The sequence below is a fragment of the Nitrosomonas cryotolerans ATCC 49181 genome (genome assembly GCF_900143275.1).
Classification (GTDB): Bacteria; Pseudomonadota; Gammaproteobacteria; order Burkholderiales; family Nitrosomonadaceae; genus Nitrosomonas; species Nitrosomonas cryotolerans.
Window position 1 is genome coordinate 2,578,316 of sequence record NZ_FSRO01000001.1, and the last position, 13,814, is coordinate 2,592,129.

Here is a 13,814-nt window from a genome sequence, read left to right on the forward strand (position 1 = left end):
CAGAATTTATATCTTATAAAATATATTAGTCAGATAGCATGGGGGAGAGAAACCTGATTTTAATTTTATTAGTATATTGTCTTGTTCCCATGACCTATGCTCACGCCGAAATCTACAAACATATTGATGAGAATGGACACATCACATACTCTAACACGTCAATAAAAGATGGAGAAAAACTCCTGGTTTCTCCATCCTCCCCTACCTCCAACTCTAAAAAAACAAGAATATCGGTGAACTTTCCCAGGGTGAGTACGGACACACAAAAAAAGCGAGACTCTAAGCGCCGGAAAATTCTGGAAAATGAACTCGCTATCGAAACAAAACTGCTAGCTGACACTCAAAGAATGCTATCCGAAATCAGAAACTATCCTGCATTTTCTGAAACTAACATAAACCAATCTCAGTATGAAACAATCGAATATAAAAAAAGAATACAGACAATAAAGGACAAAATATTAGCACACGAGAGAAATGTAAAAGCGCTGAAAAAGGAACTTGCCCATTTATAAGGTTTTTGTTAAAGATTTAAATAGTAGTGGCCCATGAGAATCAACAGCATAGTATTCATCACGTTAGCTACCCTTTCTTGCTCGGCATTATCTGAAATCTATAAGCAAGTCGATGAGCAGGGTAATATTACTTATTCAAATATTCGCTCAGAAAATGCAAAAGAAATCAATCTGCCCCCAATCGTTGTTGTTCCAGCCATCGACTCGGGAGATGTAGATTCGAGAATAAAAAGAAGAACAGAATTATCCAGATCTGAAGAACAACGTAAAGCGATTGAAGATAAAATTTCTAATGAGAGTAGTCGCTTAGAAGAAATAAAACGAGAATACAATAATGGAATGCCCGATCGTTTAGGTAGCGAAAGAAATTACCAGCGATATCTTGATAGGGTGACGCGACTCAAAGAAGAAATTAGTATGCGTGAAGAGAATCTAAAAAAGTTCGATGAAGAACTTCAGCATTCATCCAGTTCTCAATAAATATTAGAGCGTATTATTTTAATACTCTAATTCTTTTGATAATTCCACGATTACTGGCGCATGATCTGATGGACGATCCAGTTTCCGTACAGCCTTATCAATCAAGCATGCAGTACTAATACGAGCGAGTTCGTTACTTAATATAATGTGATCTATTCGCATTCCCCGATTACGGCGGAATGCCATCATACGATAATCCCACCATGTATATGATTTCTCAGGCTGATCAAATAAACGAAAGCTATCAACGAGTCCCAGACTCAACAATTTATAAAAAGCATCACGTTCCGGTTGACTACATAACACCTGTCCTGCCCACGCTTCCGGATCATATACATCCCGATTATCCGGCGCGATATTAAAATCTCCCAGCAATGCCAGCCTTGGATAATGAAGTACCTCATTCTGCAGCCATTGGGTCAGAGCAGGTAACCATTTCAACTTATATTGATATTTATCCGACTCAACGTTTTCGCCATTAGGAACGTAAACACAGATTATTCGTATATCACCATAGGTTGCAGCTATCATCCTTTTTTGCGCATCATCAAAACCAGGTATAGTGGTAACAACTTCACTACCTGTCTGCTTGCTCAATATTGCAACGCCATTATAAGTTTTTTGCCCCACATACACTGATTGATATCCCGCAGCTTCAATTTCATCTCGTGGAAAATTTTCATCCTGTAGCTTAGTCTCTTGCAAGCACAATACATCAGGTTGGTGGGCACCCAACCAATCAAGTACCTGTGGCAACCGAACTTTTAGTGAATTAACATTCCATGTAGCGAGTTTCATAACAACATCATCAACCAAGTAAGAAAGTTTTTAATGCTATATTAATACTTTCGGGTTCTTCAATAGTCGCAGTATGGCCAGCACCAGAAATTATTCTTAGTTGAGATCCCTGAATACGTGCATGCATACGCTCAGATTTAACAAGGGAGGTCGCAACATCCTGATCGCCAACCATGATTAAAGTCGGTATCGTAATCCGATCCAATTGCTCATAGACAGCAGCCCGAGCAATAACGCCTTTGACTGCTCGAGTAGCACCCATGCGATGGTTAGCCATTAGATGCTGGTGCCATTCATTTCTTTGCTGAATTCGCGCCGGATCTTTCAGGAATTTCTGCCCAAACATGATAGGCATAACCTGCTTTGCAATCAATCCAAAACCAAACCAGCGTGCAATGAAGTTAAGCCGCGCATAACGACCTAAATTCTCTTTTGGCTCAGAATCAGCAGAAGTACCAATAAGAACCAGCGATTTTAATAATTCAGGATGCCGTATCGCTAAGCGCATCCCGATCATTCCTCCCATTGATAGACCTATAAAATGACAAGGAAAAGAATTAGTTGATTCAATTAAAGCAACAACATCATCTGTTAAGGTATCCATATCATACCCAGATTCAGCCACTGCGCTCTGACCCTGACCACGAAAATCGAACGTAATACAACGAAAATGATCTTTAAGCATTGCAACCTGACTGTCAAACAAGCGATTATTCCATAATAAGCCATGTGCAAAAATGACTGTTTCAGGGCCTGTACCAGACTCCTCATAGTGAAGCATAGTCCCATTAATCTTTTTTCTAGGCATAAAGCTTACTTCTGAACGTTATTAATTTAAGCATAATAATATGTGCCAAGATACTTACCCTATAGTGGCTGCAATATCCAGTTTAACCAAGTACTGATATCTTCAATCTGATTGATACACACAGAATGTTCCATTGTATACTCATGCCATTTCACCTGATAATTAGCGGCAAGTAATAATTCTCTTGACATTCTGGCTTGCGAAATCGGCACAATCGAATCGTGAGTACCATGCATCATAAGTATCGGCACAGAAGCATTAGCCGGATGTGCTTCAACCGAAAGCATTTCTGCAAGTGGTAAATAACATGATAAGGCGATAATACCCGCTAACTTTTTTTCATGACGTAAACCAACGTGTAATGCCATCGCACCACCCTGCGAGAAACCAGCCAATATGATACGTTCAGATGCAATACCATTTAGAATCTCTCGTTCAATCAGCGCATCAATTGCTTTCTGCGAATCACGTATACCAAGCTTGTCTTCATGACTATTCAGGTCGGAACGACAAATATCATACCAGGCACGCATTACAAATCCATTATTAATGGTTACCGGGCGAGCAGGTGCATGAGGAAATATAAAACGGACATGTACTTCTGGCGATAACTTAAGTTCCTTGACAATGGGAACAAAATCATTCCCATCTGCTCCGAGACCATGCATCCAAAGAACTGTATGGGTGACATTGGTTCCGGTCTCTAATTTTATCGCAGGCAAATAATTGGTCGATAGTATAGTCATAATTTAAAATGGCATTGACTTAAGCAAGCGGTAAGATAAAATTAGCAGGTAAGCGTGATTACCTAATTGATGATTATTTAGAGCGAGAGAAATTCATGAAGCGCAGGGATTTTATTAAAATGGTCAGTGCCAGTCCGTTAGTTTTTCCTACGACTTCATTATTTTCAGCTCAACAAACAAGTTTACAGCAATGGAACAGCTATCGGTTGACCTATCAAGTTGATCTGCCTGCTATGGGGAAAAAAGCACGCATTTGGCTCCCCTTGCCAGACACAAACGATACCGCTTTTCAGTTCACCCAAGGTAGTGTCTGGAATGGCAATGCCAAAAAGGCTGAATTCAGTCATATCAATGGAACAACCTTCCCTGTTTTTACTGCTGAATGGCATGGTTCCGGACCAAGAAGCGTAACAGTCAACAGCATCATCAAGACAACAGATCGCTCTACAGATTTAAAGAATCATGTTACAAACGGCAAAGCTATAACGCCATCACATATAAAGCGTTTCCTCCATCCTGCCAAAAAAATGCCGCTTGATGGCATTGTCAGAAAAACAGCTGTTTCAATTATCCAAAATGCAGGTGCCCGCACAGCCCTAGAACAGGCACGCGCCATTTTTGATTGGATTATAGATAACACCCGCCATGATGAAACAGTTCCAGGCCGCGGGAAAGGTGATATCGAATTCATGCTATCAAATAATATGCTTAGCGGCAAATGCGCTGACCTGAATTCACTATTTGTTGGGTTAACACGCGCGATGGGTATCCCAGCACGTCATCAATATGGCATTCGGCTAAACGAATCAAAGGTACACGCAAGTTTAGGTAGCTTTGGTGATATTAGCAAGGCACAGCATTGTCGCGCTGAATTTTATCTCCATGATTTAGGCTGGATACCGGTAGATCCTGCTGATGTCTGTGAAGTAATTCAGAAGGAAAATTTGCTTCCGAATCATCCAAAAATAACTTCATTAAGAGAAAATCTTTTTGGTTTCTGGGAAATGAACTGGCTAACATTTAATCATGCTGAAGATATCACCTTATCGCGCGATAGTATTGCTGGAACGCTACCATTCTTTATGTTTCCCCACGCTGAAATAGACGATCTGTTGCTAGATAGCCTGGACCCAGTAAAATTCTCCTACAAAATAACTTCCGCTGAGTTAATTGGTACTGGCGCTAGATTTTAGTTTGCACCATATTTCTCGTTGTCCGATACTCCGAGGCAGTTTTCCTGAACGAAATAACAGCCCTCGTTCCTCCTTTTTTATCTGCTCACGGTAACGTTTGTACATAAATCCGATTCGTTAAACCAATTGATCTGCTTATTTGCAATCTGCCGTTGTACCTTATGTAATAATTGCTCTGAGCGTCATCCCACGCACATCCAAGGAAAATTTTCCAGAAATTAGATTCTTTAAACTGAATACCCAAGTACAGCAAACAATCTTTTGGATAGCTTATTTTTCCAGATATTCTTATTTGGTTTGAGTTGTAATATAGTGAGCTAAAACGCCATTACGATAAATTTTTATTAAAGGCGCACAACAATTTAAATTCCGTACAATGTACCTGATCAATAAATAAACAGAAATTCCGTAAGACATCTTCTCTCCATCCTCTATCCGGCATGACGAAAGCAGACCTTATTCTGCTTGATGGAATAGGCTTAATGCTGCCTCTTTTTCTGAAACAAATGAAAAAAACCAGCCTATATAATTAAAATACTGTCATAGTGTATTGAATATATAGGAATTCATTTGTTAGCCTATGGATCCCCATCACCTATAAGCAGCAATAATCTAACAACTTAAAATACCTAGATATTTCAAATAACTTCATCAACGTTGCAGTTATCTTCCGCCAATTCTTATACAAAAAACCGGTACATCTCTGTCTCGCGACGGTGACATACCGGTTCTTTATTCCGGCCTTAGATTAAAGCTTAGTAAATACCGGTATAACTGCGCCAGCAATACTATTGATGTAACGATTACCTTCTTCGTCCCAAGTCATCAACAAACCACCAAAACGACTTTCCGGATCACCCAACAGAGCCATCAGACGCTGAACTTCCCATAATGCATCTTTGGCTTCCATTTTAACTTCACGAGTTTCGCCTGGTTCAATTGCTGAGTCGTCATTCATCGACAAACCGGTCGCCACCAGTTCTCTCGGATAAGACGCATCCAGATGCTCTTGACCCAGCGCATTAACAAAACGAACACCTGCTGTGGTGAACTCGCCGATATTAATACCGGTATCTCCGTTATTGGTGATGCTCATGGTCACACGTAATGCACGACCAGGCACGTCATAGTTAGCATGGGTCACTTTAATCGCTACCGGATTAGGTGCGATTGGCAACGGTGCTACTTTAGACTCACCCGCTTGAATCGGTACGGTATAAGGATGTACGGTTTCTGTATAACGATAGCCGCCCCAGACGATTGCACAGGTCAGTATTGCTACCGCCAAACCAACTTTCCTGTCCATCGGATCCAGCAACAACTCATCCCCATAAGCCAGCAATACACGGCTACGTGGCAGGAACATCGGACGTGCTACAAAGTAGCCAATCCAGAAAACACCCAGACCCATCCACAAAGCATGCCAGAATACACCATTGCCATGATTGAATGTTTCTGTGTCAATGGTCTTGCCTGTCAGTGTTTTAATTGGGTTGGTAAAGTCATCCCAGCTTCCGGTGATGTTCATCCAAGATGCAGGACCCGCAATCGGACCAGCGTCTTTCACGTTCACCATAGCGTGCATATGGTGACGTCCCGGAATTCTCGCTTTCAGCTTGACTTCAAATTCATAGTCACGACCAATGACAAGTGGTCCAGCGATGAAGGTAGGTTCACCATTCAGCTTAGTGCTCAAACGTACAAACACAGGGCTAGGGCTACCTACGTTGAAGAACGCACGTTCAGGCTTGCCAACTGCACGTGGCCAATCTTCCGCCAAGTGAAATTTACCTGTCATCGTAGCGATATCATTCACTTTAGTCGTCTGAGGACCCCACTTCAGGTCATACCATTGTATGGTACGCATCCTCAAGAAAGGTTCTTGCGAACGCTCGCCGTGTGCCGCTACGGGTGAAACATCTAATACTACTGTTAATGCCAGTGTTGCTACACCATACGCCACTCCATAGAGACCAATGATGCCCAACTTAAATATGTTTTTTATACTCATTATTTAATCCCCTCTGCGAAACCTTCTTCACCAAATGCAGTGACATCGTGCTTCATGGACACCTTGCCTCTTGCACCTTTAACATAGTAAAACGCTGTACAGTAAAGTTTGCCAAAGTACCACCATACACAGAACATCAGCATGGAAACAAAGGCTGCAAAGAATGCGGCAATCACGGTCGTATGTCCACCAAAGGTACGTAACGAGCCTTGTTCAATCAATCGTACATATTCAGGTGTACCAGTACGAACATAAAGGAAACCAGTATAGTCCGCCAATGAGAGCAATACACCTTCAACCACTACAGGCAAGTGTGTTGGTCCAAAAATGGGCCAGTTACCTGGGTAGAAAAACAACCCAAAGAAACCACCACCAACCAATGCAGTAACCAACCAGCTGCGTGTCAGCAACATGACTGTATCCAGCATCAGCGCGCCAGGAATCATGGTAGATGGCAGCACAAAGTTCATGGGGTAATGTGACCACCAGTAGAAACCCCAGTAACGTGTCAGCCACTCACCTACTAGCAGACAAACGATACAGAGTGTCGCGCCAAACGGCAGACGATAGTTAACCCACAGATAGTACATAATTGCCGCACAATACATAATTCCGACAATCGGGGTAACCACAGGCCAGTATTGACGGTCCTTCCAGTCAAGCCAGAAATCCCAGTCTCCAGCTAATAGCATGAAGTGCATGTGATAGGTTCCGACCAGAAGGATACATAAAATTGGAAAATATACCGCGTCGATCATTCTCGACATCTTGATCGCCTCAGGCGGCATTTTTGCTGCCTTTAAAATTTCGTCTGTTCTGCTCACTAGATCCTCCCTTCGATTGTTTCGTGTGATATTAAATTTAAAAACATGATGATTCCTTTACTACTTTTTACTACGATTTACTACACCGTTAGTTTGTATTGACTTCTCCCCCAAATACAAACTAACGTCATTACAATTTCCGGATATCCTCACTTCAACAAAACACGATACGAGGATATCCATCACAACCTGAGATTAAGGAACAATCCGGTTATTGAGAATTTCTTTACTCTGGTTATTCCAGATCACATCTGTCAAGTTGGAATAACGCGTAATGATCTGTGCTGCAATGCCGCCTGAGAACAGTCCAGCCCAGCCCAATATCACAAAACCCCAGTGCAATGGTGCACTGAACAGTTCTTCCATGAACCAGAAAGCATGACCCCATTCGTTAAGACCCACGTTTGGCAGAATCATGAGTGGGCCTGCAATTGCCATAACCAGCGGAAATGATGTGCCGCGGCTATACAGTGGCAGACGGGTCATTGAATATAGGTATGAAGCAACACCACAAACGATATACATCGGGAATGAACCATAGAACACTACAACGTGACTTGGGGTAAAGCTGGTGTCACGGATAATAACTTGGTGCCAGGATGCATCTTGCTCAGTAAAAAAGCTACCGCCCCAGTAAACACCAAACAGGTAGACACCCAGCCACATCAGAAAATAGAAATAACGCTTGACTTCCAGTTTCGGATCCAGATTATCCAACTGCTCTTTGGTATCGCGAGTCTTCAGAATCCAACCCCAAGTAACTAACGCGAATAATGGCATAACGGTCATATGTACGCGCCACAGTCCCATCCAGACGCGTTCGAATTCCGGCTCCATTGAATCCATACCGTGTGAATAAGCAAATGTACGTTGATACCAAATCCAGAAAGTCGCTAAAGCAAGCATTGTCCCTAGACCGATTTTATAATACTTTGAGTCGTACCATTCTGTCATGTCATAGTCAACTTTTGCGCTGGCCGCGCTACTTGTTCCCATTGTTGTTGCCATATTTGTTCCTCCTGTTTCTTCCTGTTAATCAAAACTATTACTAAACAATCAGTATTTTATCTTTAATATCAATTAGTCATAAAAGATAATTGATATCCATCACTTCAAATTGATAACTATACCTGATCAAGCAAATTTTGCTCGCCAGCTAGCTACATCCGACAGGCTAGTCGACCTTGGGGATTAAAGTCAAGTAATTTGTCATAAAATTTCCATCTCATAGGTAAGGATATTGCTTGAACATCTTGGGTTTCTATTTATTTACAATAATCTGAAGAAAACAGATCACTATTCTCAATATATAGAGAAGTTAACAATAAAGAATGCCCCTAGATGTTCGGACAAAAGACTCTCAGAGGCTTTTGTAAAATCCCTCGAAAGAAATTTCAACTTATTAATTTTAAATGGATAATTTTTCAACTATTGGGGTTTTGCAAAGGTCTCGAAGGATTTACCATGAGTTGAGATGATTCAATAAAAGAAGACTGGACCAGTATAAGATCTTTGCTACCTGCCGAACATGGAAGATAATCGTAGTAAGTAAATGGGCTCAATACTGTAAATGCTACGGGAGCTATGATCATTTTTTCCGCATGACCGGAGAAAAAGCAGTGTAATCTGCTGGCGAAAATCTTCGCAGATCAAATCTCAAAAAATATCGTTATCGTTATGACAGCAGGTAACAGTTTTAAACTAAATAAGCCAGAGCAGAGTAATTCAAGCAGAACTCAGACATATCTCAATCAAAATGTTTAAAATTCGAGATTATTTTAAGTCAATTATCAAGCTTGGCAACAGCTTGATAACATCATATTCGAAACATACCCAGAGAGAGCTTTGCAAAACCCCAATAGTTGAAAAATTAACTCTTTATAATCAATAGTAGAAAGCTTCTGGTAAAGACTTTTGCAAAAGTCCCTCAAAATATAAAAAATTTTTATCTTCGTGATATCTGAGAGGTATCTGAACAGATGATTTTTCCAAGGCACTGAAACATCTGCTGGGGGCCGCAATGCGGCCGAGTTATCAGCAACCAAGATTATTTATTTAAAATAAGATTATGACAGAATCATTAAAACTGAATGTAGAAAAGTATTATTCAAGTTGAAACAACGTAGCCGCAGGCTTACAACCAAAATTAGTTATCAGTGACTGTCTGCTGGGTTTATGGTAAAAAACCGCAACTAAACCAAATTCCGTCCTGAAGCCAATCAGCAACGTTACTGGGCACATAAAACGGCTAATATCTCGAAAAAAATGTCAAAGGTAAAACCCCATAATAGCCTTCTATGACTACCCTGCAAAAAACCGGAGGTATATCAAAGCAGCAACCTGAAACCATCACTCCAGCTGAACCCATCTTCGCTACCATCAGACTGAGAATAATCAAAATCAGGCATTGTAAAAGCCAAGCAGCCAACTACCCAGTTGTCTTTAGATAGTTGGCAAAAAATCGAGATAATTCAGTGTTTAATAACCGTATCAGGGCCTTTATCTTCGGTTACCGTTTGGAGTGGTGTTGAAGTAATGGGCGCTACAAGTGCTTCTGGTTTATGCTCTAATGCCAAATCCAGAACTTGGTCAATCCATTTTACCGATTTAATAATTAATTGATTTTTTATGTTCTCTGGAATTTCAATCAGATCTTTAACATTTTCCTCTGGAATTAGAACTTTCTTAATACCACCTCGATGTGCCGCAAGTAATTTTTCCTTGAGGCCTCCGATCGGCAGTACCTCCCCACGCAAGGTAATCTCACCAGTCATTGCCACATCTGCTCTTACCTTAATATTTGTTAAAACTGACACTATCGCAACACAAATACCAATACCTGCGCTTGGCCCATCCTTAGGTGTGGCACCTTCCGGCAAGTGGATATGAATATCATTTTTTTGATAAAAGTCTTCCGAAATACCCAGCGCTTGAGAACGGCTTCTAACAACTGAAAGCGCCGCCTGAACCGATTCCTGCATTACTTCACCTAATTTACCAGTAGTGATTGTCTTTCCTTTTCCCGGCAGTACCACTGCTTCGATAGCTAACAGTTCTCCACCCACTTCAGTCCACGCCAAACCAGTAACCTGTCCAACCTGATTTTTTTCCTCTGCAGTACCATACGTGAAGCGGCGAACACCTAGATATTTATCAAGATTACGTGAGGTAACTGATATCTTGCCATTTCCCTCTTTAAGTAACAATGCTTTCACTACCTTACGGCAAATTTTTGATATTTCACGTTCCATTGCACGTACGCCTGCTTCCCTTGTGTAATAACGCGTAATATTACGTAATGCGGATTCAGATACCGTTAATTCATTTTTCTTGATACCGTGATTACTCATTTGTTTAGGTAATAAATAACGTGTAGCGATATTTAATTTTTCATCCTCTGTATACCCTGACAGCCGAATAACCTCCAATCGATCCAATAAGGCAGGTGGTATGTTTAATGTATTGGCGGTTGCAACAAACATTACATCCGACAAATCATATTCGACTTCGACATAGTGATCAACGAATGAATCATTTTGTTCAGGATCAAGCACCTCCAGTAGAGCAGAAGACGGATCACCACGGAAATCCATTCCCATCTTATCTACTTCATCCAGCAAAAACAGCGGGTTTTTGACGCCCACTTTAGCCATATTCTGTAGAATCTTACCTGGCATAGACCCAATATAAGTGCGACGATGTCCACGTATCTCTGCCTCGTCTCGTACACCACCTAATGACATACGCACAAATTTCCGATTCGTAGCACGAGCGATTGACTGTCCCAAAGATGTCTTACCTACGCCAGGCGGACCAACAAGGCACAAAATCGGCGCTTTCATCTTATCTACACGTTGTTGTACTGCTAGATACTCAACAATACGTTCCTTGACTTTTTCTAAACCATAATGATCTTTTTCCAGAATAGTTTCAGCAACCTTAAGATCTTTACTTATTTTATTTTTCTTTTTCCATGGCAGTCCGATCAATGTGTCAATATAGTTGCGAACTACTGTTGCTTCAGCTGACATAGGAGACATTAAACGTAACTTCTTTAATTCTGCGTCAGCTTTAGCACGGGCTTCTTTTGGCATCTGAGCTGATTTAATTTTCTTTTCAATTTCCTCTAAATCAGCGCCATCTTCACCTTCACCTAACTCCTTCTGGATTGCTTTAACCTGTTCATTGAGATAATAATCACGCTGACTTTTTTCCATTTGGCGTTTGACCCTGCCACGAATACGCTTTTCTACCTGAAGTATATCCAATTCAGCTTCCAACAATCCCAGTAAATGTTCTAGTCGTTTTGGTACATCAAAAATCTCCAAAACTTCCTGTTTTTGTTCAAGCTTAAGTGGCAAATAAGCAGCAATAGTATCCGCAAGGCGCCCCGCTTCATCAATTCCTCCAAGCGAGGTGATAATTTCCGGAGGAATTTTCTTATTCAGCTTTACGTATTGATCAAATTGCGTCAATATCGCTCGACGCATAGCCTCAATTTCAGGATTACCTACAGTATCAAGCGATACTTGCAATGCTTTTCCAGAAAAATGAGTGTCAGAATCAAGAACCTCTAAGATTTTGGCACGATAATTCCCCTCCACTAGCACCTTTACAGTTCCATCCGGTAGCTTTAGCATTTGTAACAGATTAGCAACGCTACATACATCATAGAGATCTTCAGGCTTAAGATCATCTTTCGCCGCAATCCTCTGCGCTACAAGCAGAATAGTTTTATCCGACTCCATAGCGAGTTCCAGCGCTTTGATAGATTTATGCCGCCCCACGAATAAGGGAATCACCATATGTGGAAATACGACCACATCACGTAACGGCAATAGTGGAAGTTCTAGTTGTTCAGATTCGTTAACCGTAGAAGTCATAGCTGCTCATTTATAAAATTACTGATTAAGATGAATATGTGGATATCATAAGAAAATTCAAGATAAAAAATACTGATACACAACAAAATCACATTCATCGAACTAAAATAATCAAACAGAATTGATCTATCTTTAGATATAAAATTACTCTTCGATTTTAGTCAAGGCTCGTCTAAATAATAAAGATTGAAATAGCTTATCAAGGCGCATAGAAATATTGAGCAACTGATAAATTAGCTATTTAGCGTTTTTAGCCATTTTCGGTTGATCTGAATAAATCAAGATTGGTTTAATATCATTATTAACTACATTATAATCTATTACAACTTTGGTGACATTTTCGAGAGAGGGGAGGTCATACATAATATCCAATAGTATTTCCTCAAGAATTGAGCGTAAACCACGCGCGCCTGTTTTTCGTATTAACGCTTTTTTAGCGATTTCCTTAAGCGCTGGCTCACGAAACTCTAAATCTACCCCTCCTTCCATATTAAACATTTTCCAGTACTGCTTAACCAGAGCGTTCTTTGGCTCAGTTAAAATTTGAATCAAAGCAGACTCATCTAGTTCTTCCAATGTCGCAACCACCGGCAATCGGCCAACAAACTCTGGAATCAAGCCAAACTTAACCAAGTCTTCGGGCTCCACTTCTTTCAGTATCTTACTGATATCTTTATTATTGTGTCTCTTTACGTCAGCTCCAAAACCAATGCCACTTTTTTCCGATCGTGCCCGAATCACCTTATCAAGACCATCAAATGCACCACCACAAATAAATAAAATATTGGTAGTGTCAACTTGGACAAACTCTTGATTAGGATGTTTACGTCCGCCTTGAGGTGGAACTAATGCAACTGTTCCCTCTATTAGTTTTAATAGTGCCTGCTGTACACCTTCACCTGAAACATCTCGAGTAATGGATGGGTTATCCGATTTACGTGAAATTTTATCTATTTCATCAATATAAACAATCCCACGTTGAGCCTTATCTGCATCATAATTACATTTCTGCAATAATTTCTGAATAATGTTCTCTACATCTTCTCCGACATAACCCGCTTCAGTCAGAGCAGTAGCATCTGCCATTATAAATGGCACATCTAGAAGTCGCGCCAATGTCTGTGCCAATAATGTCTTACCCGAACCAGTTGGCCCAACTAGCAGGATATTACTTTTTGAAAGCTCAATATCATCTGTATCATCAACTTTAGCTACATTTCTCAATCGTTTATAGTGATTATAAACTGCTACTGATAGAATTTTTTTAGCTGGCTCCTGTCCGATTACATACTGATTCAATATCTGACATATCTCACGCGGCACCGGTAAATCTGATTTCACTAGTCTAGTCGCTTCATCGCCTTGCATTTCCTCGCGAATAATATCATTGCAAAGGTCAATGCACTCGTCGCAAATAAATACCGAAGGACCGGCAATAAGCTTTCTTACTTCATGTTGGCTCTTGCCACAAAAAGAACAGTAAAGCAGTTTCTCACCACTAGCTTTGTCTGACATATTTTTTATCCCGCTTTCATCGAATTTATGTACTCGAAATTAAA

General features: G+C 40.7%; 11 protein-coding genes. 3 read left to right on the forward strand and 8 right to left on the reverse strand.

Annotated features, from left to right (window positions below):
* The first annotated feature begins 38 nt into the window (after positions 1–38).
* Together BUQ89_RS11505 and BUQ89_RS11510 are read left to right on the forward strand one after the other, a co-directional pair.
* Positions 39–512 carry a DUF4124 domain-containing protein gene (locus BUQ89_RS11505; protein ID WP_036573690.1) on the forward strand — a complete coding sequence of 158 codons (474 nt, stop codon included), beginning with the start codon at positions 39–41 and terminating at the stop codon, positions 510–512.
* A 33-nt stretch (positions 513–545) separates the two neighbouring features.
* Positions 546–992, forward strand: coding sequence for a DUF4124 domain-containing protein (locus tag BUQ89_RS11510; protein WP_051537667.1), 447 nt, complete (start codon positions 546–548; stop codon positions 990–992).
* An 18-nt stretch (positions 993–1,010) separates the two neighbouring features.
* Here the strand turns inward: BUQ89_RS11510 and xth are convergent, their stop codons facing one another.
* Genes xth through BUQ89_RS11525 form a run of 3 tightly spaced genes read right to left on the reverse strand, consistent with a single transcriptional unit; the run spans position 1,011 to position 3,344 of the window.
* Positions 1,011–1,790, reverse strand: coding sequence for an exodeoxyribonuclease III (xth, locus tag BUQ89_RS11515; protein ID WP_028462199.1), 780 nt, complete (start codon positions 1,788–1,790; stop codon positions 1,011–1,013).
* Between the two features lie 10 nt (positions 1,791–1,800).
* Positions 1,801–2,598, reverse strand: coding sequence for an alpha/beta fold hydrolase (locus tag BUQ89_RS11520; RefSeq protein WP_028462198.1), 798 nt, complete (start codon positions 2,596–2,598; stop codon positions 1,801–1,803).
* A 59-nt stretch (positions 2,599–2,657) separates the two neighbouring features.
* Positions 2,658–3,344, reverse strand: coding sequence for an alpha/beta hydrolase (locus BUQ89_RS11525; RefSeq protein WP_028462197.1), 687 nt, complete (start codon positions 3,342–3,344; stop codon positions 2,658–2,660).
* A gap of 95 nt (positions 3,345–3,439) precedes the next feature.
* Between BUQ89_RS11525 and BUQ89_RS11530 the strand changes: the two genes are divergently transcribed.
* Positions 3,440–4,537, forward strand: coding sequence for a transglutaminase-like domain-containing protein (locus tag BUQ89_RS11530; protein WP_028462196.1), 1,098 nt, complete (start codon positions 3,440–3,442; stop codon positions 4,535–4,537).
* A gap of 748 nt (positions 4,538–5,285) precedes the next feature.
* On the opposite strand, the gene BUQ89_RS11535 is transcribed toward BUQ89_RS11530, so the two are convergent.
* From BUQ89_RS11535 to clpX, 5 genes are all read right to left on the reverse strand, one after another.
* Positions 5,286–6,548 carry a methane monooxygenase/ammonia monooxygenase subunit B gene (locus BUQ89_RS11535; protein WP_074202613.1) on the reverse strand — a complete coding sequence of 421 codons (1,263 nt, stop codon included), beginning with the start codon at positions 6,546–6,548 and terminating at the stop codon, positions 5,286–5,288.
* Positions 6,548–7,372, reverse strand: a complete 825-nt coding sequence (locus BUQ89_RS11540; protein ID WP_036574070.1) for a methane monooxygenase/ammonia monooxygenase subunit A — start codon at positions 7,370–7,372, stop codon at positions 6,548–6,550. Before BUQ89_RS11540 ends, BUQ89_RS11535 begins: the two co-directional genes overlap by 1 nt.
* Positions 7,373–7,567: 195 nt before the next feature.
* Positions 7,568–8,380: a methane monooxygenase/ammonia monooxygenase subunit C gene (locus BUQ89_RS11545; protein ID WP_028460880.1), complete on the reverse strand. Its 813-nt coding sequence runs from the start codon at positions 8,378–8,380 to the stop codon at positions 7,568–7,570.
* Positions 8,381–9,843: 1,463 nt separating this feature from the next.
* Positions 9,844–12,255, reverse strand: coding sequence for an endopeptidase La (gene lon, locus BUQ89_RS11550; RefSeq protein WP_028460879.1), 2,412 nt, complete (start codon positions 12,253–12,255; stop codon positions 9,844–9,846).
* A gap of 237 nt (positions 12,256–12,492) precedes the next feature.
* On the reverse strand, positions 12,493–13,770 hold the full coding sequence (gene clpX, locus BUQ89_RS11555) for an ATP-dependent Clp protease ATP-binding subunit ClpX (RefSeq protein WP_028460878.1): 1,278 nt from the start codon (positions 13,768–13,770) through the stop codon (positions 12,493–12,495).
* Between the last annotated feature and the right edge of the window lie 44 nt (positions 13,771–13,814).